The sequence below is a fragment of the Micromonospora sp. NBC_01699 genome (assembly GCF_036250065.1).
In the GTDB taxonomy this organism is placed as follows: Bacteria; Actinomycetota; Actinomycetes; order Mycobacteriales; family Micromonosporaceae; genus Micromonospora_G.
This window is the reverse complement of sequence record NZ_CP109199.1, coordinates 2,592,594-2,618,630: the sequence shown is the minus strand read 5'-3', so window position 1 is coordinate 2,618,630 and position 26,037 is coordinate 2,592,594. Positions and strand designations below refer to the sequence as shown.

22 protein-coding genes and 2 pseudogenes are annotated in these 26,037 nt (G+C 72.4%); 7 read left to right on the top strand and 17 right to left on the bottom strand.

The annotated features are described in order from the left end of the window. Positions 1-64 precede the first annotated feature (64 nt). The 3 genes from OG792_RS11770 to OG792_RS11760 are packed head-to-tail and all read right to left on the bottom strand — an operon-like array spanning position 65 to position 3,046. Complete coding sequence (locus OG792_RS11770; RefSeq protein ID WP_329109426.1) at positions 65-841, bottom strand: SDR family NAD(P)-dependent oxidoreductase; 777 nt, start codon at positions 839-841, stop codon at positions 65-67. Positions 842-884: 43 nt separating this feature from the next. After that, the gene (locus OG792_RS11765) at positions 885-2,195 is read right to left on the bottom strand and encodes an L-fuconate dehydratase (RefSeq protein ID WP_442932401.1); all 1,311 of its coding nucleotides are present in this window, start codon (positions 2,193-2,195) and stop codon (positions 885-887) included. After that, positions 2,192-3,046 carry a fumarylacetoacetate hydrolase family protein gene (locus OG792_RS11760; protein WP_329109424.1) on the bottom strand — a complete coding sequence of 285 codons (855 nt, stop codon included), beginning with the start codon at positions 3,044-3,046 and terminating at the stop codon, positions 2,192-2,194. Before OG792_RS11760 ends, OG792_RS11765 begins: the two co-directional genes overlap by 4 nt. A gap of 277 nt (positions 3,047-3,323) precedes the next feature. On the opposite strand from OG792_RS11760, the gene OG792_RS11755 reads away from it, so the two are divergent. The 4 genes and pseudogenes from OG792_RS11755 to OG792_RS11740 all read left to right on the top strand — a co-directional run bounded on the left by OG792_RS11755 (position 3,324) and on the right by OG792_RS11740 (position 8,685). Beyond that, positions 3,324-5,780: a glycoside hydrolase family 95 protein gene (locus OG792_RS11755; RefSeq protein ID WP_329109422.1), complete on the top strand. Its 2,457-nt coding sequence runs from the start codon at positions 3,324-3,326 to the stop codon at positions 5,778-5,780. Between the two features lie 79 nt (positions 5,781-5,859). Then, positions 5,860-6,774, top strand: coding sequence for a hypothetical protein (locus tag OG792_RS11750; protein WP_329109420.1), 915 nt, complete (start codon positions 5,860-5,862; stop codon positions 6,772-6,774). Positions 6,775-6,776: 2 nt separating this feature from the next. Continuing rightward, positions 6,777-8,167 (top strand): annotated as a pseudogene (locus tag OG792_RS11745) (isoprenylcysteine carboxylmethyltransferase family protein). Beyond that, positions 8,095-8,685 (top strand): TetR/AcrR family transcriptional regulator, encoded by a 591-nt coding sequence (locus tag OG792_RS11740; RefSeq protein WP_329111217.1) that lies wholly within the window; start codon positions 8,095-8,097, stop codon positions 8,683-8,685. The pseudogene OG792_RS11745 and the gene OG792_RS11740 overlap by 73 nt, the downstream one beginning before the upstream one ends. A 70-nt stretch (positions 8,686-8,755) precedes the next feature. Here the strand turns inward: OG792_RS11740 and OG792_RS11735 are convergent, their stop codons facing one another. Continuing rightward, positions 8,756-9,247 carry an alpha/beta hydrolase gene (locus OG792_RS11735; protein ID WP_329109419.1) on the bottom strand — a complete coding sequence of 164 codons (492 nt, stop codon included), beginning with the start codon at positions 9,245-9,247 and terminating at the stop codon, positions 8,756-8,758. A gap of 56 nt (positions 9,248-9,303) precedes the next feature. Further along, positions 9,304-9,918, bottom strand: a complete 615-nt coding sequence (locus OG792_RS11730) for a DNA-3-methyladenine glycosylase (RefSeq protein ID WP_329109418.1) — start codon at positions 9,916-9,918, stop codon at positions 9,304-9,306. Between the two features lie 301 nt (positions 9,919-10,219). Between OG792_RS11730 and OG792_RS11725 the strand changes: the two genes are divergently transcribed. Next, the gene (locus OG792_RS11725; RefSeq protein WP_329109417.1) at positions 10,220-10,387 is read left to right on the top strand and encodes a hypothetical protein; all 168 of its coding nucleotides are present in this window, start codon (positions 10,220-10,222) and stop codon (positions 10,385-10,387) included. Next, positions 10,387-10,644, top strand: a complete 258-nt coding sequence (locus OG792_RS11720; protein ID WP_329109416.1) for a hypothetical protein — start codon at positions 10,387-10,389, stop codon at positions 10,642-10,644. The genes OG792_RS11725 and OG792_RS11720 overlap by 1 nt, the downstream gene beginning before the upstream one ends. Before the next feature lie 51 nt (positions 10,645-10,695). Here the strand turns inward: OG792_RS11720 and argH are convergent, their stop codons facing one another. From argH to argC, 8 genes and pseudogenes are all read right to left on the bottom strand, one after another. After that, positions 10,696-12,159 (bottom strand): argininosuccinate lyase, encoded by a 1,464-nt coding sequence (gene argH / locus OG792_RS11715; RefSeq protein WP_329111216.1) that lies wholly within the window; start codon positions 12,157-12,159, stop codon positions 10,696-10,698. 8 nt (positions 12,160-12,167) lie between these two features. Further along, positions 12,168-13,379: an argininosuccinate synthase gene (locus OG792_RS11710; protein WP_329109414.1), complete on the bottom strand. Its 1,212-nt coding sequence runs from the start codon at positions 13,377-13,379 to the stop codon at positions 12,168-12,170. A 103-nt stretch (positions 13,380-13,482) separates the two neighbouring features. Beyond that, a pseudogene (locus OG792_RS11705) lies at positions 13,483-13,959 on the bottom strand (arginine repressor); the annotation flags it as partial. Beyond that, a complete protein-coding gene (gene argF / locus OG792_RS11700) occupies positions 13,956-14,951 on the bottom strand; it encodes an ornithine carbamoyltransferase (RefSeq protein WP_329109413.1) in 996 nt (331 codons plus the stop codon). The gene argF and the pseudogene OG792_RS11705, both read right to left, overlap by 4 nt. After that, complete coding sequence (locus OG792_RS11695; RefSeq protein ID WP_329109411.1) at positions 14,948-16,156, bottom strand: acetylornithine transaminase; 1,209 nt, start codon at positions 16,154-16,156, stop codon at positions 14,948-14,950. The genes argF and OG792_RS11695 overlap by 4 nt, the downstream gene beginning before the upstream one ends. Beyond that, on the bottom strand, positions 16,153-17,085 hold the full coding sequence (argB, locus tag OG792_RS11690) for an acetylglutamate kinase (RefSeq protein ID WP_329109410.1): 933 nt from the start codon (positions 17,083-17,085) through the stop codon (positions 16,153-16,155). Before argB ends, OG792_RS11695 begins: the two co-directional genes overlap by 4 nt. Beyond that, complete coding sequence (gene argJ / locus OG792_RS11685) at positions 17,082-18,254, bottom strand: bifunctional glutamate N-acetyltransferase/amino-acid acetyltransferase ArgJ (RefSeq protein ID WP_329109408.1); 1,173 nt, start codon at positions 18,252-18,254, stop codon at positions 17,082-17,084. Before argJ ends, argB begins: the two co-directional genes overlap by 4 nt. Before the next feature lie 58 nt (positions 18,255-18,312). After that, entirely contained in the window at positions 18,313-19,320 is a 1,008-nt protein-coding gene (gene argC, locus OG792_RS11680; protein WP_329109406.1) for an N-acetyl-gamma-glutamyl-phosphate reductase, read from the bottom strand. A gap of 254 nt (positions 19,321-19,574) precedes the next feature. On the opposite strand from argC, the gene OG792_RS11675 reads away from it, so the two are divergent. Then, positions 19,575-21,899 (top strand): AfsR/SARP family transcriptional regulator, encoded by a 2,325-nt coding sequence (locus tag OG792_RS11675; protein ID WP_329109405.1) that lies wholly within the window; start codon positions 19,575-19,577, stop codon positions 21,897-21,899. A gap of 15 nt (positions 21,900-21,914) precedes the next feature. Here the strand turns inward: OG792_RS11675 and OG792_RS11670 are convergent, their stop codons facing one another. The 4 genes from OG792_RS11670 to OG792_RS11655 all read right to left on the bottom strand — a co-directional run bounded on the left by OG792_RS11670 (position 21,915) and on the right by OG792_RS11655 (position 26,034). Next, the gene (locus OG792_RS11670; RefSeq protein WP_329109404.1) at positions 21,915-23,786 is read right to left on the bottom strand and encodes an ABC transporter ATP-binding protein; all 1,872 of its coding nucleotides are present in this window, start codon (positions 23,784-23,786) and stop codon (positions 21,915-21,917) included. Beyond that, the gene (locus tag OG792_RS11665) at positions 23,783-24,328 is read right to left on the bottom strand and encodes a TlpA family protein disulfide reductase (RefSeq protein ID WP_329109403.1); all 546 of its coding nucleotides are present in this window, start codon (positions 24,326-24,328) and stop codon (positions 23,783-23,785) included. Before OG792_RS11665 ends, OG792_RS11670 begins: the two co-directional genes overlap by 4 nt. A gap of 181 nt (positions 24,329-24,509) precedes the next feature. Further along, the gene (locus tag OG792_RS11660; protein ID WP_329109402.1) at positions 24,510-25,088 is read right to left on the bottom strand and encodes a MauE/DoxX family redox-associated membrane protein; all 579 of its coding nucleotides are present in this window, start codon (positions 25,086-25,088) and stop codon (positions 24,510-24,512) included. 475 nt (positions 25,089-25,563) lie between these two features. Then, on the bottom strand, positions 25,564-26,034 hold the full coding sequence (locus tag OG792_RS11655; protein WP_329109399.1) for a S26 family signal peptidase: 471 nt from the start codon (positions 26,032-26,034) through the stop codon (positions 25,564-25,566). Positions 26,035-26,037: the final 3 nt, after the last annotated feature.

Genomic DNA, 26,037 nt, shown 5'->3' with positions numbered 1-26,037 from the left:
GGTTGCTAACCGTGGTGACAGGTGTCGCTTGGGTGCTGCTACTTCGATTTCCTCGGGTGCGTTGCTACTTCGGTGGTGCTGGTAACCGGAGCCCGTGCATGCCGCCGTCGACGGCGAGCACGGTGCCGGTGGTCGCGCCGGCCAGCGGACTGGCCAGGTAGGCGATGGCCGCGGCGACCTCGTCCGCGCTGACCAGCCGGCCGGTGGGCTGGCGGGCGCGCAGGGCGGCAAGTTCGGCGTCCGGGTCGGCGGCGGCGGCGAGCAGCCGGCGTACCCAGGGGGTGTCCACGGTGCCGGGGTTGACGCAGCAGACCCGGATCCCCTCGCGTACGTGGTCGGCGGCCATCGCCGCGGTCAGCGCCTGCACCGCGCCCTTGGTGGCGCTGTAGAGCGCCCGGTTCGGCAGGCCGGCGTGCGCGGCGATCGAGCAGGTGTTGACGATCACCGGGTGCCGGGACTCGCGCAGCCGGGGCAGGGCGGCCCGGCTGACCCGGACCAGGCCGACCACGTTGACGTCCCAGACCCGGTGCCACTCGTCGTCGGAGTTGCTCTCCACCGTGCCGACCGCACCGATGCCGGCGTTGTTGACCAGGATGTCGAGCCCGCCGAGTTGCTCGACCACCCGGTCGATCGCGGCCCGGACCGAGTTGTCGTCGGAGACGTCGGCGGGTACGCCGAGCAGCGGCTCGGGCACGGCGGTGTGGTCGAGGTCGAGGCAGGCCACCCGTGCTCCCCGGGCGGCGAGGAACCGGGCGGTGGCCAGCCCGATGCCGGAGGCGCCGCCGGTGACCACGGCGACCAGCCCGGCGAACTCCCGACTGATCTGGACCGGTTCGCTCACGACGGTTCCCCCACCTGGACGGATCGACTCATATCGGATCGGCTCATGACGGATCTGCCTTCCACACCGGGCCGTCGGGGTACACGTGGTCGGCCAGGCTGCGCGGGTGCATGGTGGAGCTGAACCCGGCGGTGGTCGGCGCCTGGTAGCGGCCGGCGCGGATGCGTACCGGGTCGACGAAGTGTTCGTGCAGGTGGTCGACGTACTCGATGATCCGGTTCTCCATCGTCCCGGAGACCGCCACGTAGTCGAACATCGACAGATGTTGTACCAGTTCGCAGAGGCCCACGCCGCCCGCGTGCGGGCAGACCGGGACGCCGAACTTGGCGGCGAGCAACAGGATCGCGATGTTCTCGTTGACCCCGGCCACCCGCGCGGCGTCGAGTTGGACGAAGGAGACCGCTTCGAGCTGGAGCAACTGCTTGAACATCACCCGGTTCTGCACGTGCTCGCCGGTGGCGACCGGGATCGGCGCGATCCGCCGGGCGATGGCCGCGTGGCCGAGTACGTCGTCCGGACTGGTCGGCTCCTCCACCCACCAGGGCGAATACTCGGCGAGCGCCTGCACCCAGGTCACCGCAGCGTCCACGTCCCAGCGCTGGTTGGCGTCGACGGCGATCCGGATGTCCGGACCGCAGGTCTCCCGGGCGATCCGCATCCGTCGGATGTCGTCGTCCAGGTCGGCGCCCACCTTGAGCTTGATCTGGGTGAAGCCGTCGTCGATCGCCTCCCGGCAGAGCCGGCGCAGCTTGTCGTCGTCGTAGCCGAGCCAGCCGGGCGAGGTGGTGTACGCCGGGTAGCCCTCGGCGAGCAGCCGGGCCACCCGCTCGTCGCGCCCCTGTGCGCCGGCGCGCAGGATGGCCAGCGCCTCGTCCGGGGTCAGCGCGTCGGTCAGGTAGCGGAAGTCGACCAGTGCGACCAGGTCCTCCGGCGTCATCGAGGCGAGCAGTTGCCACAGCGGCATGCCGGCCCGTTTCGCCTTCAGGTCCCACAGGGCGTTGACCACGGCGGAGATCGCCATGTGCATGACGCCCTTCTCCGGGCCGAGCCAGCGCAGCTGCGAGTCGTGCACCAGCTCGCGCCAGAGCGCGCCGAGGTCGTCGAGCACGTCCTTGACCAGCCGGCCGACCAGGTACGGGCGCAGCGCGGCGATGGCCGCCTCCTGCACCTCGTTGCCCCGGCCGATGGTGAAGGCGAAGCCGTGTCCCTCGTGGTCGTCGGGCGCGTCGGTGCGCAGCACCACGTACGCGGCGGAGTAGTCCGGGTCGGGGTTCATCGCGTCGGAGCCGTCCAGCTCGCGCGAGGTGGGGAAACGGATGTCGTACGTGTCCAGGGCGACGAATCGGCTGCTCACCACGCGACCCCCAGTCGCTGACGCTGGCGACCGAGTCCGTCGATCTCCAGCTCGACCACGTCACCGGGACGCAGGTACGGCTTCGGGTCGGGCATGCCGAGCGCGACGCCGGCCGGGGTGCCGGTGTTGACGATGTCGCCCGGGTAGAGCGTCATGAACTGGCTGACGTAGCGGATGATCTCCGGCACGTTGAAGATCATGTCTTTGGTGTTCCCGTTCTGCCGCAGCGTGCCGTTGACCCAGAGCCGCAGCCCGAGTTGCCCGGGATCGGGGATCTCGTCGCGGGTGACCAGCCACGGGCCGAACGGGTTGAAGGTCTCGCAGGACTTGCCCTTGTCCCACTGGCCGCCGCGTTCGAGTTGGAACGCCCGCTCGGAGACGTCGTGCGAGATGGCGTAACCGGCCACGCACTCCATCGCCTCCTCGTCGGAGGGGAGGTACCGCGCGGTCCTGCCGATGACCACGGCCAATTCGACCTCCCAGTCGGTCTTCTCGCCGCCGTGCGGCACCAGCACCTCGTCGCAGGCGCCGACGATGGTGTCCGGCGCCTTGAGGAAGAGGATCGGCTCGGTGGGAACGGCCGCACCGGTCTCGCGGGCGTGGTCGTGGTAGTTCAGCCCGACGCAGACGATCTTGCCGGGCCGGCGCAGCGGCGGGCCGAGCCGCAGCCCGCGTCCGCGCAGCGCCGGCAGCCGGAGTTCGAGCAGCCCGCGTACGCGGTTGATGCCGCCGTCGGCGAGGAAGTCACCGTCGAAGTCGGTGATCGAACCGGAGAGGTCGAGGATCGTACCGTCCTCGGCCAGTACGGCGGGGCGCTCGCCGCCGGGTGGACCGACCCGTAAGAGCTTCACGGCAGCGGTTCCTTTGTGTCGATGGTGTTTCCCCGCGTCATACATCGGATGTCTATCAGTCCATCGACAAGCGCACAAGGCCGAGGACGGGGCGTTTAGGCCCATCTACTGCGCTCCACACCGGATTGTGCACTCGGGGTAATGCCCGTACGTCTCATCTTGACTGAGCCATACATCCAATGTTAACTCCGAGTGACGGGGTGAGCCGGATCGACGACGGCCACCGACCGGGCCGCAGACCGCAGGTGGACACGTCAATGCGCTGGTGGGAGGGCCGATGAGGGGCGGACCGGAGCGCCCCACCGGCGCCGCGACGGATCCGGCCCTCGCTCCCCGGTACACCCCGCCCGCGACGGATCCGGCGCTCGCTTCCCGGTACACCCCACCCGTGGCGGAGCCGGCGCTCACCCTCCGGTACACCCCACCCGCGACGGATCCGGCGCTCACCCTCCGGTACGACCGGCCCGCCACCGACTGGGAGACCGAATCGTTGCCGATCGGCAACGGGGCACTGGGCGCCAGCGTCTTCGGCGGCATCCACACCGAGCGGCTCCCGTACAACGAGAAGAGCCTGTGGACCGGCGGACCGGGCGGCGCCGACGGCCCCTACCGGCACGGTGACCGGGCGCTGCCCCGGCCGACCGCGCTGGACGAGGTACGGGCCCGGATCGACCGGGACGGCCGGGTCCCGCCGGAGGCGGTGGCGGCCGAACTGGCCGGGCCACGGGCCGGGTTCGGCGCCTACCAGCCGTTCGGCGAGGTCCGGTTGGAACTGGGCGGCACTTCCGCCGGTCCGGTCGACGACTACCGGCGTGAGCTGGACCTGGCCGAGGCGACCGTGCGGGTCGGCTACCGGCGCGACGGCGTACGCCACCTGCGGGAGTACCTTGCCAGCTTCCCCGCCAACGTGATCGTGGTCAGGTTGACCGCCGACCGGGCCGGACAGATCTCGTTCACGCTGCGTCACCGCTGCCCGCACGCCGGTCACACGGTGACGGTCACCGGCGACCGGCTGACCGTGCGCGGCGCGCTGCCCGACAACGGCCTGGTCTACGAGTCGCAACTGCGGGTGGTGGTTGAGGGCGGGATCCTGACGAGCGCCGGTGACCGGATCACGGTCAGCGGCGCCGACCGGGCCACCATCGTCCTGTCCGCCGGCACCGACTACGCACCCGAGTACCCGCACTACCGGGGCGCCGACCCGCACGACCGGGTCCGCCGGGCGGTGGACGACGCCGCCGGGCTGACCTGGGCGGCGCTGCGGCAGGCGCACCTGGCCGACTACACCGCCCTGTTCGACCGGGTCCGGCTCGACCTCGGCCAGCGGATGCCCGACCTCACCACCGACCGATTGCGGGTGGCCTACACCGGCGGCGACGGCGCCGCCGACCGCGCGTTGGAGGCGCTCTTCTTCGCGTACGGGCGCTACCTGCTGATCTCGTCGTCGCGACCCGGTTCGCTGCCGGCGAACCTCCAGGGGGTCTGGAACACCTCGGTCAGCCCGGCCTGGAGCGCCGACTACCACGTCAACATCAACCTACAGATGAACTACTGGCCGGCGGAGGCCACCAACCTGGACGAGACCGCGCAACCGCTGTTCGACCTCGTCGAGGCACTGCGCGCCCCCGGTCGGCGGTCCGCCCTGACCCTGTTTGGCTCCCCCGGCTGGGTGGTGCAGAACGAGACCACCCCGTACGGCTACACCGGTGTGCACGACTGGCCGACCGCGTTCTGGTTTCCCGAGGCGAACGCCTGGCTGTGCCGGCACCTGTACGACCACTTCCGGTTCGGCCGCGACGTCGGGTTCCTGCGTGACCGGGCGTACCCGACGATGCTGGAGGCGGCCGAGTTCTGGCTGGCCAACCTGCACACCGACCCGCGCGACGGCACGCTCGTGGTGTCGCCCAGCTACTCCCCGGAGCACGGCGACTTCACCGCCGGAGCGGCCATGTCGCAGCAGATCGTCCGGGAGCTGCTCGCCGACACCCTCGCCGCCGCCACCCTGCTCGACCGGGATCCGGTGCTGCGCGGACGGCTGCGGTCGGCACTGGACAGGCTCGATCCGGGGCTGCGGATCGGCTGCTGGGGGCAGGTGCAGGAGTGGAAGGGCGACTGGGACGACCGGACCGACACCCACCGGCACGTGTCGCACCTGTTCGCGCTGCATCCCGGCCGGCAGTTGCGGGTCCTGGACGATCCGGGGCTGGCCGACGCGGCCAGGGTGACGCTGGAGGCGCGCGGCGACGGCGGCACCGGCTGGAGCAAAGCCTGGAAGATCAGTTTCTGGGCGCGGCTGCGCGACGGCGACCGGGCCCGCAAGCTGCTGGGCGAGCAGCTGCGGGAGAGCACGCTGCCGAACCTCTGGGACACCCACCCGCCATTCCAACTCGACGGGAACCTCGGCGCGGTCGCCGGCATGGCCGAGATGCTGCTCCAGAGCCAGCACGACATCATCGACCTACTGCCGGCGTTGCCGGGCGGGTGGGCGGCGGGCTCGGTCACCGGGTTGCGGGCGCGCGGCAACGTCACCGTCGACGTGTGGTGGCGGGACCGGGTCGCGACCCGGATCGTCCTGGCCGCCGGCAGTTCCGGCGAGCTGACCGTACGCAGCCCGCTGCTGCTCACCGCGCCCGTGGTCGACCTGGACACCGGCCGGACCGTAGCGGTCGTTCGGAACGGACCGGAGGTCACCTTCGCCGCCGTTGCCGGCCACCGCTACCGCGCCGAAGCCTGACGGACTCCTCTTTGAGCGGTCGCTCAAACATGGGCTATGGTGCCGTTTGAGCGATCGCTCAATTCAGGGGAGGAACAGCATGACCGAGCCCTCGCTGGCCGCACCACCGCCGGACCTGCCCCCGGCGGCGGGTCGCGCCCGTTGGATCCTGGCCGGGCTGATCGCCTGCTTCGGCGTGGCCACCTTCGCCTACGCCGTCCGCAGTGGACGAGGCGACAGCGCCCTGCTCTTCGTCGGCCTGCCGGCACTGCTCGCGGCGGCGCTGGCGCTCGTACCGGCCCGGACGACCCACGGTCGGACGTTTCTCGTCACCACGATCGTCCTGCTGATGAGCGCGGTAGTGCTGCACGAGGGCGCCATCTGCGTGCTCCTGGCCGCACCCCTGGTGTACGCGGTCGTGCACGGCACCGCCGAGCTGATCGACTTCTGCAAGCATCGCAACCGGCGGTACGCCCTGCTGCCGTTGCCGCTGCTGCTGCTCGGCGGGGTCGAGGGCACCGGCGACCAACTCCGGATCAACCCGGACCAGAGCACGGTGGTGACCCGTACCGTCGCGCTGACGCCGGAGCAGGTGCGGGAACGACTGGGCCGGGGACCGGTGGCGACGCCGGCCCGGTCGGTACCGCTGCGGCTGCTCGGGATGCCGCTGCCGGAGCGGGTCACCGGAGACGGGCTGGCGATGGGCGACCGCTGGCTGTTCGCGTACCACGGATCCGCCCACGGACCCGGCGGCCACCTGCTCGCCGAGGTCGACGGGACGGGGCCGGACCGACTCGGCTTCACCTTCGTCGAGGACAGCTCGATCATCGCGCGCTGGATCACCTGGCAGGACGCGGAGCTGCGCTGGCGGGCGGTGGACGCGGGGCACACCGAGATCCGGCTGACCGTCGGCTACCGGCGCGGACTCGACCCCTCCTGGTACTTCGGGCCGGTGCAGGACGCCCTGATGCACTCCGGCGTCGGCCACCTGCTGGACATGCTGGCGCTGCGGTGAGCCTGACCCTCGCCCGTTACGTCAGCCTGGCCATGCCCGTCCTCCTTATGATCCCGGCCCGGTGGACCGACGGGGGCCGCCGGGCCGGGGTCGGGGCACTGCTCGCGTTCCTCACCGCCGCGGTCGGGCTGGCCGCGCTGCACGAGGTCAGCCTGCACACCAACTGGTACGCCTTCGCGTCGGTCGACGGTGCCTACCGCGGTTTCCCGATCGACCTCTGGCTCGGCTGGGCGGTGCTGTGGGGACCGCTGCCAGTGCTGCTGCACCGGATCGCGCCGGTGCCGATCGCGCTGGGCCTGCTGCTCTGGCTGGACGCGGCGGCGATGCCGGCCCTGCACCCGCTGGTGCGGCTCGGGCCGGACTGGCTGATCGGCGAGATCATCGGGCTGCTCGCGGTGGCCCTGCCGGCACAGTTGCTCGGCCGGTGGACCGTACGGCAGCGGCGGCTCGGTGCCCGTACCGTGCTCCAACTGGTCGTCTTCACCGCGCTGACGCTCTGGCTGCTGCCGAGTGTCGCCTTCGAAATCGGCGACGGCTCGTGGGCCCGGCTGACCAGCCTGCCACCGGCCCGGCTGTTCGTCCTCGGGCAGGTGGGACTGTTGCTGGCGGTGCCGGCACTGGCCGCCGTGCTGGAGTTCGCCCGGCGCGGCGGCGGCACACCGTTCCCCTGGGACCCGCCCCGACGGCTGGTCAGCACCGGGCCGTACGCCTATCTCGGCAGCCCGATGCAGTGCAGCATGCTGTTGTTACTGCTGCTCGCGGCGCTGGTGACCGGCAGCACCGCGCTGGCGGTGGCCGCACTCGCCACGGTCGCGTTCGGCTACGGGGTGGCCCGGCCACACGAACGCCACGACCTGTCCGGCCGGTACGGGCAGCCCTGGCACGACTACCACCTGCGGGTACGTGACTGGTGGCCGCGCGCCGCGCCGTACCCGGAGACTTCCCCGGCCGTCCTCTGGCTGGACCAGGACTGCGGACCGTGCGCGGCGACGGCCGGCTTCCTGCGCCGCCGCTCACCGGTCGGGCTGACCCTGGCCCCGGCCGGGGCACACCCGGCGCCGCTGTACCGGGCCCGCTACGAGGCGGCCGACGGGTACCACGCGGACGGGGTGGCCGCTGTCGCCCGCGGACTGGAACATGTCAACCTTGGCTGGGCCTATCTCGGCTGGCTGCTCCGGCTGCCCGGGATCGGCTGGCTGGCCCAGGTGGTGACCGACGCGATGATCGCGCCACCGCACCTGGCGAAGCGGCGTACGCCGGAACCGAGGGAGCGCGATGTCCAGCACGAAGCAGCGGCTGCTCGACGGGGCGCTGACCGCCATCCGTGAACACGGCATCGCCGGTGTCTCGGCCCGGACCATCGCCGCCGCCGCCGGGGCGAACCAGGCGCTGATCTTCTACCACTTCGGCAGCGTCGACGAACTGCTCTCCGCCGCCTGCCGGGCCGCCACCGCCGAGCGGGTCGCCCGGTACGTCGACCGCTTCGCCACCGTCACCTCCCTGCGCGAACTGCTCGACGTCGGCCGGGCGCTGCACGCCGAGGAACGCCGGCTGGGCAACGTGTCGGTGCTGGCCCAGCTGCTCGCCGGCGCGCAGCACGACGTACGCCTGGCCGCCCCCACCGCGGCCGCGTTGCAGCTCTGGATCGACGAGATCGAATCGGTGCTGCACCGCCTGCTGGCCGGCTCGCCGTTCGCCGAGATCGCCGACATCCCCGGACTGGCCCGCGCGCTCTCCGCCGCCTTCGTGGGGCTGGAACTCTACGGCGGGGTGGACGAGGCCGGCGCGGAGCAGGCGCTCGGCGCGCTGGAACAGCTGGCGGTGCTGGTGGAGGTGGTGGACGAACTCGGCCCCGTGTCCCGTCGCGCCCTCCGCTCGAAGATCACCCGGGCGACGACGAGACGGAGCTGAGGGTGGGCGGGGACCACCGGCGGCCGTCGGGGCGTTTCCTGCCAGCAGCGCGGCGATCCGTTCGTCACCGTCACACCACCGGCGGTGTGACGTGCCGTCCACGCTCAGCCAGCGCTTCCAAGCGGTGAACCGGGGCCAGCTCGCGGTCCAGTCCGGGTTGATCAGCAGCCGCCCGCGCCACCAGGCACCAGGCACCGGGCACCGGGCACCGGGCACCGATGATCAGAAACGGTCGATCCAGGTCCCGGTCGAGAGTTGACTGGAAGGCTCCGTCCAGGTTGACCCCGGCCCGGATCCGCCGGTCGACCAGCATCGACCGGACGGCGGCGGCACCGCCCACGGAATGCCCCGCCACCGCGATCCGGGACCGGTCGATCAGTCGACCACCCCACCAGGCCGAATTCGAGCCGATCAGTCGGTCGAGCACGAACGACACGTCGGCGGCCCGGTCACCGGCCACGGTCGGCCCGTCCGGATCCGGCTCGCCGGCCAGACACTCGGCGATCCGACCGCCCGGAAAGGTGATCGCCACCGATTCGTAGGCATGATCGATACCGGCCACCTCGGGACCGGGTCGTGACAGGTGAGCTTGAGTGACGGTTTGGGGACGAGACCGAATCAGGGGTTGCGGGGCACGTGCCGGCGGTAACTGCTCACCGTCGGGTCGCCGGACAGCCAGAACCGCCACGGCAGGTCGTGCGCGCCGGTCACCCCGACCCGTGGCCCGGCCACGATCGCGGCGGCCGGAACCGGTTCGGTGGGCGGCGCCAGGCGTACCGGACCGTCGCCGAGCAGGAACAACCCGTAGGCCGCGCGGTCCACCCCGAGCGCCGCACAGAGCCGGGCCGGCCCACGGGCAAGGTCCAAATCCCGGCGTACGGCGGTTCGCCGGCTCCGCGCCAGGTCGAGGCCGTCGACCACCTCTCCCGCCCGAAGGAGTACGGCCGACGCCTCGCCCTCCGTACCGGTCACCACGTTCATGCACCAGTACATGCCGTAGGTGAAGTAGACGTAGGCGTACCCGGCGGGACCAAACATCACCGAGTTGCGGGGCGTACGACCTCGGTGCGCGTGCGAGGCGGCGTCCCCGCCCGTCCCGGCGTACGCCTCGACCTCGGTGAGCCGGACCGTGACGCCGCCGGCGGAGAGGGTGCAGTTCAGCAGGCCGCGCGCCGCGGGCACCAGGGGCCCGGCCAGCAACGCCGCCAGGTCGGTACGCGCGTCGTCAACCATTCGATCAGCACAGCACAGCCGAGGTCCGGTTTTCCCACCGCCCCCGCTTCCCGCTCCGCCGTTGCGGCTGTTTCGTTCCGGCGGTTTCGTTGCCGCTTCTTCGGCGCGGGTGCTTCGTTACTGACAGGGTGTGACGTGAGCGAATGGAGATGATTCACCGCGCGAATGACTCACTCGCTCGGCAACAAGCGACGAAGTCTTGCAGCTCACACGCTGGTGCCACCATTGTTACCTTCTGTCGCCAATACCCCGGGCGGCGCCCCCGCGCCGCCGCGACCGGTCGATGGACGGAGGACTTGTCGTGCTCGTCACCGTGACAGCGATCAGCGGCATGACGGTGGGCTTCATCGCCGGCCTGTACGCATATCGGGCTTCCCGGCGCTGGTGCGCCGCCTGCGGCAGCAGCCTGTGCTGCCCCGCCTGTTCGACGTTGGGCGTACGACGCAACGCCGCGGCGCGGCGGTTCTGATGGACGCCACCCCGTCACCCCCGCGTGTACCGGCCGGCACCGTGTTGCAGCTGGCCAAGGAAGACTGGCGCTACGGCGGCTTCACCCTGTTCCTCCGCGTCGAGTCGGTACGCGACGACCTGTCCAGCTACTACGACGACGACTGGATCTGGGTCAGCGGACAGCAACTCGCCCGCGACGGCACCCCACTCGGGCAACTGGACGCGCTCGTACGCGTCTCGGCCCTGCCCCGGCCGGGCATCGATCCGCCGTCATAGCGGCGAGAGGAGCCCGGCCGGGTGGTGACGCCTGCGGCAGGCACCGGCCGCTCAGCGCGGGACGACCTGCTCGATCGCCCATACCCGCCAGCCGTCAAGCTGCTCGACGACGGCGGCGAGTTGATCGGCGACCGGACCCGGACCGGTGGAGCCGGGTGTGGTTCGGGCGGCCAGCGCCGACCGGACCGACAGCACACTGCGGACCTCGGGGTCAAGGTGCTCGCTGACCAGGGCGAGGTCGGAGTCGGACACCTCGTCCAGGGCGCAGTCCCGGGCCACGCAGAGGGCGACCAGGCGTCCGGTCACCTCGTGCGCGTCGCGGAACGGCACGCCCCGACGGACCAGCCAGTCCGCGACCTCGGTGGCGAGCGAGTAGCCGACCGGGGCGGCGGCGGCGAGCCGATCGACCCGGACCGTCATGGTGGAGATCATGCCGGCGAGGGCCGGCAGCAGGAGTTGCAGCGTGTCGACCGCGTCGAACGCCGGCTCCTTGTCCTCCTGCATGTCCCGGTCGTATGTCAGCGGCAGACCCTTGAGCATGGTCAGCACCGCCACCAGGCCGCCGACCAGCCGGCCCGACTTGCCCCGGGCCAGTTCGGCGATGTCCGCGTTCTTCTTCTGCGGCATGATCGACGAACCGGTGGCGAAGGAGTCATCCAGCTCCACCCAGCCGAACTCCTGGGAGGTCCAGAGCACGACCTCCTCGCCGAGGCGGGACAGGTGCACGCCGACCATCGCCGTGATGAAGAGGAACTCGGCGACGAAGTCGCGGTCGGCGACGGCGTCCATCGAGTTCGCGAACGAGGACCGGAAGCCCAGTTCCTTGGCCACCGCCGCCGGGTCCAGCGGCAGACCGGAGCCGGCCAGGGCGCCGGCACCGAGCGGACTGATCGCGGTGCGGTGGTCCCAGTCGCGCAGCCGTTCGAGGTCGCGCAGCAGCGGCTGGACGTGTGCCAGCAGCCAGTGCCCGAAGGCGACCGGCTGCGCGTGCTGCACGTGGGTCATCCCGGGTGCCGGGGTGTCCAGGTGCCGTCCGGCCTGCTCGGTCAGGGCATCGGCCAGCTCGACCAGCCGGGCCGCCACCCCACGGGCGTGATCGCGCAGGTAGAGCCGCAGGTCGGTGGCGACCTGGTCGTTGCGGGACCTGCCTGCCCGCAGTTTGCCGCCGAGGCTGCCGAGCCGCTCCAGCAGGCCCCGTTCCAGGGCGGTGTGCACGTCCTCGTCGTCCACTGTGGGCCGGAACGCCCCGGAGGCGCAGGCGGCCTCCAGGTCGTCCAGGGCGGCGAGAATCTGCCCGAGTTCGTCGGGGTCGAGCAGACCCGCCCCGGCCAGCACCCGGGCGTGGGCCCGGGAGCCGGCCAGGTCGTACGGGGCGAGGCGCCAGTCGAACTGGACGCTGACCGAGAGTCGCGCCAGGGCCTCGGCGGGGCCACCGGCGAACCGGCCGCCCCACAGGCTCGTGCGGTTGGTGCCGGCGCTGTTCTCGGTCAGGCTCTTGTCGTCCACGCCCGCTATTCTGAACGTCACTGTGCAGAGCCACCCAACCGGGCGTCCCGGGCCGTGGCGAGCCGGCTGGGCAGGCCCCAGAGCTGCACAAAACCCTTGGCGAGCGACTGGTCGAAGGTGTCGCCGGTGTCGTAGGTGGCCATGCCGAAGTCGTAGAGGCTGGCCTCGGAACGCCGGCCGGTGACAACCGCGCGACCGCCGTGCAGGGTGAGCCGCACCTCGCCGGAGACGTACCGCTGGGTGTCGTCGATGAACGCGTCCAGCGCCCGCTTCAGCGGGGAGAACCAGAGGCCGTCGTAGACCAGTTCGGCCCAGCGCTGGTCGACGCTCTTCTTGAACCGGGCCACGTCCCGCTCGACGGTGACGTTCTCCAGCTCCTGGTGGGCCACGATCAGCGCGATGGCCCCCGGCGCCTCGTACACCTCGCGGCTCTTGATGCCGACGAGCCGGTCCTCGACAATGTCCAGCCGGCCGATGCCCTGCGCACCCGCGCGCCGGTTCAGCTCCACGATCGCCTGGTACGGGGTGACCGTCTCGCCGTCGATCGCCACCGGCACACCGGCCTCGAAGGTGATCACGACCTCGTCCGGGTCACGGGCCTCGGCCGGGTTGGCGGTGTAGGAGTAGACGTCCTCGATCGGCGCGTTCCAGATGTCCTCCAGGAACCCGGTCTCGACCGCGCGCCCCCACAGGTTCTGGTCGATCGAGTACGGCGACTTGTGCGTGACGTCGATCGGCAGCCCCTTCTCCTCGGCGTACGCGATCGCCTTGTCCCGGGTCCAGGCGAAGTCCCGGGCGGGCGCGAGGACCTTCAGGTCGGGGGCGAGGGCACCGATACCGACCTCGAAGCGAACCTGGTCGTTGCCCTTGCCGGTGCAGCCGTGCGAAACGATGGTGCCGCCGTACTTCTTGGCCGCCTCGACCAGGTGCCGGACGATCAGCGGCCGGGAGAGCGCCGAGACCAGCGGGTAGCGGTCCATGTAGAGCGCGTTCGCGCGCAGTGCCGGCAGGCAGAAGTCGGCGGCGAACTCCTCGCGGCCGTCAACCACCTCCGACTCGACCGCACCGCAGTCCAGGGCCCGCTGGCGGATGGCGTTCATGTCCTCGCCGCCCTGGCCCACGTCGATCGCCACCGCGATCACCTCGGCGCCGGTCTGCTCGGCCAAATACGGGATGGCAACCGAGGTGTCAAGGCCCCCCGAGTACGCCAAAACCACGCGCTCAGTCATGGTGTGCTGCTCCTTTCAACATTGGTGAATCCACGACCCACGTCGGCTGGCCGCCGAGTCCCGGTCGGTTCTGGTCGACGATCGGTAGACCGGGGTGGCTCGCGGCCCACCCGGAAAGCTGTTCCCCCAGCGCCGCGCCGCCGGTGGCCTCACGCGCCACGACGAGGATGGTGTCGTCGCCGGCGATGGTGCCGACCACCTCGGGCAGCCCCGCCCGGTCCAGTGCGCTGGCGAGGTACTGCGCCGCGCCCGGCGGGGTACGCAGCACGGTGATGTTGCCGCTGGAGTCGACGCCGGTGAGCAACTCGCGCAGCAGCCGGACCAGGCGCGCGGGGGCTTGCTCGGCGTCGCGCAGCGGCCGCTTGCCGTCCTCCGGGATCAGGTAGACGGCCGGGCCGTCCCCACCGCGCACCTTGACCGCGCCCAGCTCGTCCAGGTCGCGGGAGAGGGTGGCCTGGGTGACCTGCACCCCGTCACCGGCGAGCAGTTCGGCCAGCTCGGTCTGTGAGCGAATCGGCTGCTCGCGGATCAGTTCCACGATCCGGGCGTGCCGGGCGGTCCGGGTGAGTGGGCTGGTCATGATGCCATCGCCCCGGCGCTCGCGGTGGCTGACGCGGCCGGTGCCGTCGGCTCGGTGCCGGCCGCTGCCGTCGTCACGCCCACCAGCCAGGTGAGCAGGGCCTTCTGCGCGTGCAGCCGGTTCTCGGCCTGGTCGAAGACCGCGCTCTGGGTACCGTCGAGCACCTCGTCGGTAATCTCCTCGCCGCGGTGGGCCGGAAGGCAGTGCAGCACGATCGCCTCCGGCGCGGCCGCGCCGAGCAGTGCCTTGTTGACCTGGTAGGGCCAGAACGGGGTGAGCCGGTCCCGACCGTCGCCCTCCTGCCCCATCGAGGTCCAGGTGTCGGTCGCGACGACGTGTGCGCCGTCGACCGCTTCGCGCGGGTCGCGCAGCACCTGTACCGAACCGCCGGTCCAGGCCGCGATCTCGGCGGCCCGGCTCACCACCGCGGAGGAGGGGTCGTAGCCGGGCGGGCCGGCCACCCGTACGTGCATGCCGGCGGTGGCACCGGCGAGCAGGTAGGAGTGGGACATGTTGTTCGCCGCGTCGCCGACGTAGGCCAGGGTCCGGCCGGCCGTGCCACCGCACCGCTCCCGGATGGTGAGCAGGTCGGCCAGGAGCTGGCAGGGGTGGAAGCCGTCGGTGAGCGCGTTGACCACCGGCACGGTCGCTCCGGCGGCGAGCTCGGCCAGCCGGGCGTCGCCGTGGGTACGCAGCACGATCGCGCTGACGTAGCGGGAGAGCACCTGGCCGGCGTCGGCGAGTGTCTCGCCCCGGCCGAAGTGGGTGGCCTGGGTGTCCACGATGATCGGGTGGCCGCCGAGTTCGGCGATGCCCACGTCGAAGGAGATCCGGGTCCGCAGGCTCGGCTTGTCGAACAGCACGGCGACGGCGCGCGGACCGGCGAGCGGTCGGGCGCCGAACCGGTCGGCCTTCAACCGCCCGGCCAGGTCGAGCACCTCGGACTGTTCGGCGGGGGTGAGGTCGTCGTCCCGCTGGAAGTGACGGATCACGACGTCACCGCCGGTACGCCCGATGCCTCGGTCGGTGCCGGGGCGGCGGCGTCGAGGGCGGCCGGCAGGGCGGCGAGGAACGCGTCAACCTGCTCGGCGGTCAGGATCAGCGGCGGCGCGAGCCGGACCACGCCCGGCTGCACCGGGTTGGTGAGGAACCCGGCGTCGCGCAGCAGCCCGGCCAGCGCCGGGGCGGCCGGGGCGTTCAGCACCAGGCCGAGCAGCAGGCCGGCGCCGCGTACCTCCGCCACCAGCGGGTGGCCGAGGGCCTCGACCCCGCGCCGGATCCGTTCGCCGGTCCGCTTGACGTGGTCCAGCAGCCCTTCGTTGGCGATGGTCGAGACGACCGCGAGGGCGGCGGCACAGCTGATCGGGTTGCCGCCGAAGGTGCTGGCGTGGGTGCCGGGGCCGAGCAGCTCGGCGGCCGGGCCGAAGGCCAGGCAGGCGCCGATCGGCAGCCCGCCGCCGAGCCCCTTGGCCAGGGTGACGACGTCCGGCTCGACGCCCTCGGCCTGGTGGGCGAACCAGTGTCCGGTCCGTCCGATGCCGGTCTGCACCTCGTCGAGCACGAGCAGGGTGCCGTGTGCCGAGGTGATCCGCCGGGCCGCGGTCAGGTAACCGGCCGGCGGGACGACCACGCCGCTCTCGCCCTGGATCGGTTCGAGGATCACCATGGCGGTGTCGTCGGTGACGGCGGCCTCAAGCGCGGCCACGTCGCCGTACGGGACGTGGGTGACGTCGCCGGGCAGGGGTCGGAACGGGTCGGCCTTGGTCGGCTGCCCGGTCAGTGCGAGCGCGCCCATGGTCCGGCCGTGGAAGCCGCCGATGGTGGAGACCACGTGGGTACGGCCGGTCCGGCGGGAGAGCTTGAAGACGGCCTCGTTCGCCTCGGCGCCGGAGTTGGCGAAGTAGACCCGACCCTGCCGGCCGGCGAGGGCGAGCAGCAGCTCGGCGAGGGCCACCGGCGGTTCGGCGACGAACAGGTTGGAGACGTGGCCGAGCGTGGCGACCTGCTTCGACACCGCGGCGACCACCGCCGGGTGGGCGTGGCCGAGGGCGTTGACGGCGATCCCACCGAGCAGGTCGATGTACTCACGGCCGGCCTCGTCGACCACCACCGCCCCGTTGCCTCGGACCAGTGCCAGCGACGGGGTGCCGTAGTTGTCCATCATGGCCTGCGACCAGCGGTCGACCAGCGACGTCATGACGAGCTCACCATGGTTCCGAATCCTTCCGAGGTGAAGACTTCCAGCAGGGTCGAGTGCGCGACCCGGCCGTCGACCACATGTGCCGCCGGTACGCCGCCGCGCACCGCGCGCAGGCACGCCTCCATCTTCGGCACCATGCCGGACTCCAGGCTGGGCAGCAGTTCGGCCAGCTCGTCGGCGGTGAGCGCGGAGATGAGGCTGGAGGTGTCCGGCCAGTTCGCGTAGAGCCCCGGAACGTCGGTGAGGACGACCAGCTTGCGCGCCTCCAGGGCGACCGCGAGTGCGGCGGCCGCCGTGTCGGCGTTGAGGTTGTGCAGCACGCCGTCGACGTCGGGCGCCACGGTCGAGATGACCGGGATCCGGCCGGCGGCGAGGATGTCGGTCAGCGCGTCGACGTTGACCGCGTCGACGTCACCCACCTGGCCGATGTCGACCGCCTCGCCGTTGACGTACGCCGGGCGGCGCACCGCGGTGAACAGCCGGGCGTCCTCGCCGGAGAGGCCGACCGCGTACGGGCCGTGCTCGTTGATCAGCCCGACCAGTTCCCGCCCGACCTGGCCGACCAGCACCATCCGGACGACGTCCATCGCCTCGGGGGTGGTGACCCGCAGCCCGCCCTTGAACTCGCTGACGATGCCGAGCCGGCTCAGCATCGCCGAGATCTGCGGGCCACCGCCGTGCACCACGACCGGGCGTAGTCCGGCGTACCGCAGGAATACCATGTCGGCGGCGAATGCCCGCTGCAACTCCGGGTCGATCATCGCGTTGCCGCCGTACTTGATCACGACGGTGGCGCCGGAGAAGCGGGCCAGCCACGGCAGCGCCTCGATCAGGGTGGCGGCCTTGAGCTGTGCCTGGCTCAGGTCACGGGAGAGCGTGCTGCCGGCCGGCGAGCCGCCGTTGCCGGCCGAGGTGTGCGCCGTCATGACGAGTACGCCGAGTTCTCGTGCACGTAGGCGTGCGAGAGGTCGTTGGTCCAGATCGTGGCGGCCTCGGCGCCGGCGTTCAGCCGGACCTGGATGGTCACGTCACGGGCGGCGAGGTCGACCTTGGCCCGGTCCTCGGCGGCGGCGCCGGAACGGCACACCCAGATCCCGTTGACCGCCACGTCGATCCTGTCGGGCTCGAAGGTCGCGCCGGTGGTACCGACGGCGGCCAGGATGCGTCCCCAGTTGGGGTCGTTGCCGAACAGCGCGGTCTTGACCAGGTTGTTCCGGGCCACCGATCGGCCCACCTCGACCGCGTCGTCCTCGCTCGCCGCCTCGGTCACGTCGATCGCGATCTGCTTGGTGGCACCCTCCGCGTCGGCGACGAGTTGCTGGGCCAGGTCGTGGCAGGCGGAGGTCACCGCCGCGGTCAGCTCGGCCTGGGTCGGCTCGATCCCGGACGCGCCGCTGGCCAGCAGCAACACCGTGTCGTTGGTCGACATGCAGCCGTCGGAGTCGACCCGGTCGAAGGTGACCCGGCAGGCCGCCCGCAGCGCCGTGTCGAGCGCCTCCGAGCCGGCGACCGCGTCGGTGGTGAGCACGCAGAGCATGGTCGCCATCGCCGGGGCCAGCATGCCGGCGCCCTTGGCCATCCCGCCGACGGTCCAGCCGGTGCCGGACACGATGGTCGTCTTCGGCCGGGTGTCGGTCGTCATGATCGCCTCGGCGGCGGCCAGGCCACCGTCGCGGGCCAGCCCGCGCACCGCGGCCCGGACGCCGGGCAGCAGTTTGTCCATCGGCAGCCGCTCGCCGATCAGCCCGGTCGAGCAGACCGCCACCTCACCGGCGCCGAGGATGAGCCGGGCGTTGGACCCGGTCAGGCTGGCCGCGGTCTGTTCGGCGGTGGCGTGGGTGTCCTGGAAGCCGGGTGAACCGGTGCACGCGTTGGCTCCACCGGAGTTGAGCACCACCGCGCGGACAACGCCGCCGCGGATGATCTGCTCGGTCCAGAGCACCGGCGCCGCCTTGACCCGGTTGGTGGTGAACACACCGGCCGCGGTCGCGTCGGGTCCGTCGTTGACGACCAGCGCCACGTCGGCCGAACCTGTGGTCTTGAGGCCGGCGGCGACCCCGGCCGCCCGGAAGCCCCGCGGTGCGGTCACGCTCATGATTCGCCCTCCTGACTCGGGTGCGGCGCGGCGTCGCCGCGGCCGATCGTCGATCCGGTCACGGCGCCACCCCGTAGACCGGCAGGCCGGCGGTCTCCGGCAGGCCGAGCATCAGGTTCGCGCACTGCACGGCCTGACCGGCCGCGCCCTTGCCCAGGTTGTCGATCGCGCTCACCACGATCACCCGGCCGGAGTCGACGTCGACGGTCGCCTGGAGGTGGCAGGAATTGGAGCCGTAGGTGGCGGCGGTGTGCGGCCAGCTGCCCTCGGGCAGGACGTGCACGAACGGCGAGTCGGCGTATGCCTCGGCGAGCACCGCGCGGGGGTCGGTCGCACCGGCGCCCAGCGGCAGCGCGGTGACGGTGGCCAGGATGCCGCGCGGCATCGGCGCGAGCACCGGGGTGAGGGAGAGGCTGGTGGCCCCGGTCGCCTGCTTGATCTCCGGCACGTGCTGGTGGGCACCGACCTTGTAGGGCGTCAGGTCGCCCATCACCTCGCTGCCGAGCAGGTTGACCTTCGCCGACCGGCCCGCGCCGGAGGTGCCGGAGGCAGCCACCACCACGACGTCCCGAGCGGCGACCGCACCGGCGGCGACCAGCGGCGCGAGCGCCAGCGTGATCGTGACCGCGTAGCAGCCGGTGGCCGCCACCCGGTTCGAGGCGGCGATGGCGGACCGCTGACCGGGTAGTTCGGGCAGGCCGTAGGTCCACCAGCCGGCGTGGCTGCCCCCGTAGTAGCGGTGCCAGGCCGCGCCGTCACGCAACCGGTGGTCGGCGCCGAGGTCGACCACCCTGACCGTCTCCGGCAGGGTCGCGGCCACGGCCGCCGACTGGCCGTGCGGCAGGGCGAGGAAGACCAGATCCGCGTCGGCGAGGGTGTCCGGGTCGGTCCGGCCGAGGATCAGGTCCAGCCCGACCAGGTGCGGGTGCACGGCCGACACCGGTGTGCCGGCCTGACTGTGCGCGGTGGCGGCGACGAGATCGAACTCGGGATGCCCGGCGATCAGGCGCAGCAGCTCACCACCCGCATATCCACTGGCCCCGGCGACCGCGACTCGGATACCCATGCCCACCTCCGCATTTGTATACGGACAAGTTATCAGGAGAGGAACCCGGAACGCAATACTATGCGGTCCACCGGATGATCACTCATGGCAGGTTTCGGCCATCCCCGAATGGCCGCCCCGTCCACCCGTGGATCTGACATCCGAGCCATCGACGACCACAAAGCCGTCACATCGACTGGCATACTTCTGCCCGAGCCGACGTGAGGCGGTGCCGGTGACAGACCGGCACCTCGGGGGCACACATCGGAGGGCACATGGCGCTTGCCTTTCACATCCTGGGAGCCGTACGGGTCCGGCACGACGGCCGACTCCTGCGACCGCCCACCGGCCGACCGACCGCCCTGCTGGCGACCCTGCTGGTGCAGCACAACCAGATGATCTCCGCCGAGGCCCTGGTCGACGAGCTGTGGGGCGCCCGGCCACCCACCTCCGCCGTGGCCAACCTGCGCAGCCATGTCTGTCAGCTACGCGCGCTGCTCGCCCCGACCGACCCGGCACCCCGGATCGTCGCCGAGGGCGGTGGTTACCTGCTCCGGGTCGGCGCCGACGAGCTGGACGCCACCGAATTCGAGCGGCTGGCCGGTGCCGGACACGCCGCGCTCGACCGTGGTGAGCCGGCGGTCGCGGCGGACCTGTTCGACCGCGCCCTGGAGCTCTGGCCGGCCGGACCCGGCACCGCACCGGCCACCGGCGGCCCGCTGGTCACCGCCGCCCTCGACCGGCTGCGGGAACGGCGGGTCAACGCCGCCGAGGCGTACTACGCCTGTCGGCTGGAGCTGTGGGACGGCGACCTGCCCGGCCTGATCGCCCGGTTGCGGGAGCACGTCGCCGAGAACCCACTGCGGGAACGCCCGTGGAGCCAGCTGATGACGGCGCTGTACCGGGTCGGCGACCCGGTCGGTGCGGCGGAGACGTTCGGCGCCGCCCGCCGGGTGCTGGCCGGGGACCTGGGCGTGGCACCGGGACCGGAACTGGTCGACCTGCACCACGCCGTACTGCGGCGGGACCCGGCGCTGCTGCACCCCCGCCAGCGCCGTCGCCGGCCGACCGGCGACGGCACCGCGTCCGGCCCCCGGGGCGTACCCGGGCCTCCCGGACCCGCGCCGGTCCCGGCGGCCGGCGGCGGCCGGACCCCGGCGCCACCGGTGCCGCACGAGCTACCCACCGCCGCACCCGGATTCCTCGGCCGGCGGGCCGAGCTGGTCCGGTTGCGCGCCGCGCTCGCCCCGGTCGACCACCACCCACGGATCGCGACCATCTACGGCATGCCCGGCACCGGCAAGTCGACGCTGGCGCTACAGGCCGCCGCCGGCCTGCTGGACCTGTTTCCCGACGGTCAGATCTACCTCGACCTCGGCGGCTCCACCATCGACGTCGCCCCGCTCACCCCGGCGCAGGTGCTGGCCCGGCTGAACCGCTCGCTGGGCGCAACGCACGACCGGCCCGCCGGGACCGAGGAGGAGGAGCGTGGCCGGATCCGTTCGCTGCTGTTCGAGCGGCGGATCCTGCTGGTGCTCGACAACGCCACCCGGCCGTCCCAGGTCGCCGACCTGCTCCCGGTACGCGGCGGCGCGGCGCTCCTGGTCACCAGCCGGGACCGGCTCTCCTGCCTCGACGGACCGCACCTGCGCCTCGGGCCGCTCAGCGCCGTCAACGGCATCGAACTGCTCCGCCGTACCGCCGGTCCGGACCGGGTCGACGCCGACTCCGACGCCACCGCGACCGTGGTCGACCTCTGCGAACGGCTCCCGCTGGCGGTCCGGACCGCCGGCAGCCGGCTCGCCGCGCATCCGCACTGGTCGGTCGCGCACCTGGCCGCCCGGATGAACGACGACCGGCACCGGTTGGACGAGGCCGGCGTACGGCCCCGGCTGGCGGCCAGCTACCGCTCGCTCGGCGGGGCCAGAACGGCGTTCCGCCGGCTCGGGCTGCTCCGGCTCGGGCACGTCACCCCCGAGGTTGCCGCGGCGCTGCTGGACACCGACACCGAGTGTGGTCGCGCCGCACTGGACCAACTGGTCGAGGCGCAGCTCGCCGAGCCGGCCGGCCCCGGGCGGTTCCGGATCCCCAAACTGCTCTGGCTGTACGCGGCCGAACTCGCCAGCAGCACCGAGCCGACCAGCCGGGAGGCCGCCGTACGCCGGGTCCTGCTCGACTATTCCGCGACCGCCGCGCGGGCCGCCCGTGCGCTGGGGCTTCCCGCCGCCCGCGCCGCCGACGACCCCGCGCCGACCCGGCGCCCCGGTCCCCGGCTGGGCTTGCCCGCCGAGGCGGCCCGGTGGCTGCGGGACGAGCGCGACAACCTGATCTGCCTGGCCCGGCAGGCCGCGCTGAGCTGCGAGACGGCCGTCTTCGCCGTCCAACTGCTCCGGGTACTGGATGACTATCTCCGCACCGACGGGCTTCGGTCGGAGGCCACCGAGCTGAGCCGGGTGGCGCTCGCCGCGCCCCGGTTGACCGGGGACCGGGACCGGGACCGGGACCGGGACCGGGCGGCGCCGGCGGCGGCGGCGCCGGCGGCGGCGAGCACCGTGGTCGCGGCCCACCGGACCGGGTCGGGCCGGCCCACCCCGGTCTGAGCGGCCCGGCCCCCGTCAGGCCCGTGCCGCCGTCTCCTCCCGGTAACCGCGCGCCTGGAGTCCGAACAGCCGGGCGTACGCGCCGCCGGCGGCGATCAGCTGGTCGTGGGTGCCCTGCTCGGCCACTCGTCCGTCGGCGAGCACCACTATCGCGTCGGCCTCCCGAACCGCGTTGAGCCGGTGCGAGATCAGCAGACCGGTACGCCCGTGCCGCAGCTCACGCAGCCGGGTGTGCAGATCGTGTTCGGCTTCGGCGTCCAGCCCGGCGCTCGGTTCGTCCAGGATGAGCAGGTCTCTGGTGGACCGCAGGAACCCCCGGGCGAGGGCGAGCCGCTGCCACTGTCCGCCCGACAGCACCACCCCGGCGTCCGGGTCGTCCCGGTCGGCGTGATCGAAGAAGATCCGGCTCAGCAACGTGTCGTAGCCGCGCGGCAGGGCCTCGACCGCCTCGGTCAGCCCGGCTGCGGCGACCGCCTCCCGCAGCCGCGCCGGATCCTCCCGCGCGGTCAGGTCGCCCACCGCGACGTTCTCGGTGACCGTCAGGTCGTACTCCATGAAGTCCTGGAACACCGCCCCCATCCGCTCCCGCAGCGCGGCCGGGTCCAGGTCGCGCAGGTCGACCCCGTCCCAGCGGATCTCACCCCGCTCCGGGTCGTAGAACCGGCAGAGGAGCTTGACCAGGGTGCTCTTGCCGGCCCCGTTCAACCCGACGAGCGCCGTCGTCGCACCGGCCGGCAGCCGCAGGTCGACACCGCGCAGCACCCACGGGTGCGCCGGGGAGTACCGGAACCACACGTCGTGCAGCTCGATCCCGCTACGCAGCGGTGGCACCGCCACCGGCAACGCCGGGGTGGGCAGGTCGACCTCGGCCCGCAGCACCTCGTCGTAGTGCTCGAACAGCAGCAGCGCCTGATGGATGGCGCCGACCTGGCCGACGATCCCGGCCAGCGCGGCCTGCACCCCGGGTACGGCGGCCACGAAGAGCACCACGTCTCCGACGGTCAGCGCCCCGTTGGCGGCGACACCGACGGTGTAGACGATGCCGGCTCCCCCGGCGGCCGCGCCGAGCAGCCCGAGCAGCCCCTGGGCGCGCATCTCCCGGCGGTCCAGCCGGTGCTCCTCGGCGTGCATGCCGCGTACCTCGGCGAGCATCCGGTCGCCGAAGAACCGGCCCAGCCCGAACAGCCGCACCTCCTTGGCCGCCGGGATGCCGACCAGCAGTTGGGCGAAGAACAGGTCCCGGCGCTGGAAGTGCTCCAGCCGCAGCATGATCGCCGCCCGCCACCGGTTGAGGCGCAACTGGATCCAGAGCGTCGGCAGCGCCGCGAGCAGCACCAGTACCGCCAACCACGGGTTCAGCACCACCAGGATGCCGAGGAAGCCGGTCATGCCGATCAGGCTCTGTACGGTGGCCAGCGCGTTCCCGGCGAGCTGGCTCGGCCCGAGGTGGCCGGTCTGCTGGGCGATCTGGAGCCGGTCCTGGAACTCCGGGTTCTCCAGCCGGGCGAGTCCGGTGAACCGGAGCACCGCCGCGTACAGCCGCTGGCGGACCAGCCGGGCAACGGCCCGGGACCGCTCGGCCTCGACGTATTTACGCAGGTGTGGCAGGACCGCGGCGGCCGCCCCGAGCCCGGCCAGGCCGACGCCGAGCCCGGCCAGTCCGTCGGCGCCCGCACCGCTGCCGGTGCCGGCGCCGGTGAGCCGGTCGACCAGCAGCTTGGTCAGCCAGGCGGCGAGCACCGGCAGCACCCCGCCGACCAGGACGAGCAGCAGGTCGGCGAGGGTGCCACCGGGCGCCGCCCGCCAGGTCAGGCCGAGTGCCTGCCGGGCGTACCGGGCCGCGCGGCGGGGAGCCAGCCGGGGCCCGACGGCGGCGTCGGCCCTCATCGGGCCACCGGCAGGTCCAGCCTGGCGATGCCGAAGGTGCTTCCCGCGACCGTGCCGTCGTGGTCGACGAGCCCGAACGCGGGATATCCGTTGATCTTGAATGCGAGCGGCAGCTCACCGTTGCCGAGCTGGATGAAGACCGTGGCCACGCCGTGGAACCGGTCCGCGTACTCGACGACCTCCGGATCCCCGCTCTTGCCGACCACCACGACCCAGACGTGGTCCGGCCCACCGGGCATCGACCGGGCCCGGTCCAGCAGGTCCGGGATCTGCCCCTCGCACAGGTCACAGCTGGGGGTCACGAAGGCCACCAGGGTCATCGGTGGCAGGGTGTCCCGGCTGACCAAACGACCGTCCACGGTGGTCGCGACGAACTCCTCCGGGCGACCGCCGGCTTCGATCATCGCCTCCGGACGCTGCGACTGGCGGTCGCCGAGCAGCTCGGTGTGCTCCCGCAGGCGCCGGATCACCCCGAGCATGAGTACGAGGTTGACCAGGCCGAATGCGCCGACGAGGACAACGGCGACGGTGAGGTACCACATGACGGTCTCCTTGATCAGATGGTCGAAACGGATTGCCCCGGACAGGAAGCAGCAGAGCGGACAGCCGGTCCGGGAGTCGGTCGGGGCGGCACGGGCCAAGAGGCAGGCACGGGCCAAAAGGCAGGCACGGGCCAAAAGGCAGGCACGAGCGAAGGGGGCGGACAGCGAGCACCGGGGGCGGTCAGCCGGTCCGGCCGGATCCGGGGCCGGTCAGGGACCTGGTCCGCCCCCGCACGGGCGGAGCCGGGGCGAACAGGGCCGCGAGATCGTCGAGCCGGACGACCAGCGCGGTGAGCGGTACGGCGGCCGCTACCACGAGCAGCAGCCCGGCCGACCGGACCGGACCGGTGGCGGCGTACGACAGCGCCAGCCCGGCGGCGGCCACCACGAGCAGGGCCACGTTGCGCAGCACGTGCCGCAACCCGATCGGGGCGCCGCTGGTGCCGAAGCACAGGCAGGACGGTCGCCGGCCCCGGAGCAGGGCGGTCACCATCGCGGCGGTGAGCACGGTGAGCAGGCCGAGCGCGACCGCGTACCCGATCGGCACCGTCACCGGCGCGACCAGCAGCAGGACGACGGACGCCTCGGCCGCGACCACGACCCCGGCCACCGGCGTCGTCCACCCGCTCGGCAACAGTCCGAACTGGTCGACCGACCCGACGAACTCGGTGAAGGCGTCGCGGCCGCGCACCTTACCGACGACCGCGGTCAGGAAGACCAGACCCAACAACAGCCGGCCGGTCAGTTCGAGGTATTGCATTCCGGACGCCTCCCTGGAGCTCTCTCGGCGAGAAAACCCACCGTAGGAGCCGGGGCTACAGCCGGAATACATCGACGACAACCACCAACCGGTACGGACCGTGGCGCGCTGTATCTCCGCTGTAGCCGGCCGCCGTAGCGTTCCGCCCAACCGATCCTCGGAGGGAGGTGATCGAAGAATGTTTCGTCGTCTCGAAGCTCTGGGCGAGCGCATGCTCGGCCTCGTGCTGCCACGGGTGACCGCGGCGGCCGGCTGTCCGCCGGACCCCTACTGCCGGAGCTGCGGCGCCAGCTGCCGGTTCCAGCGCTGCGCCCTGAACAGTGCCTGCAACGAGTACTGCGGCTCGTGCAGCTTGTCCTGTAGTGCGAACTCCGTCAGTGGCACGATGTCGTTGTGCTGATCGGTGTCCGGTGCTCCGCGAGGGCGGTATCCGCCCTCGCGGGGCACTCCGCGCGCGGGCGGGCGAACCCGCCGGTCACTCCCGCCGGTCCGGCCGCAGCCGGGGGCGGATCACCACCCCGAGCACGCTCTCCGCGGTGAGGTAACCACACTCCCGCGAGTCGTAGCTCCACGGTGGATTGTCGCCGAGCACCACCAGGTGACCCGGCGGCACCTCGGCGTCGGGCAGGCCGCGCAGGGCCGGCACCCGGTCGACCGGTGCCGGATCACCCGGCACCGCGAACGCCCGCTTGATCAGCAGCCCCCGCTCCGCCTCGGCCGCCTCCGGCCGCATTTTCGCCGGAGCGACGACCACCACCACGTCGCCCCGGCGTACCTCGTCGACCCTCGCCCGGCGGGCCAGCACCCGGTCACCGGCCCGGAGGGTGGGCTCCATGCTGCGCCCGACCACCGAGACGAGCAGCAGCCGTCGCCGGACAAAGAGCAACGCCACGGCGGCCGGCACCAGCACACCGGCCACCGCGACGTACACCCAGAACTGGCTCATCCG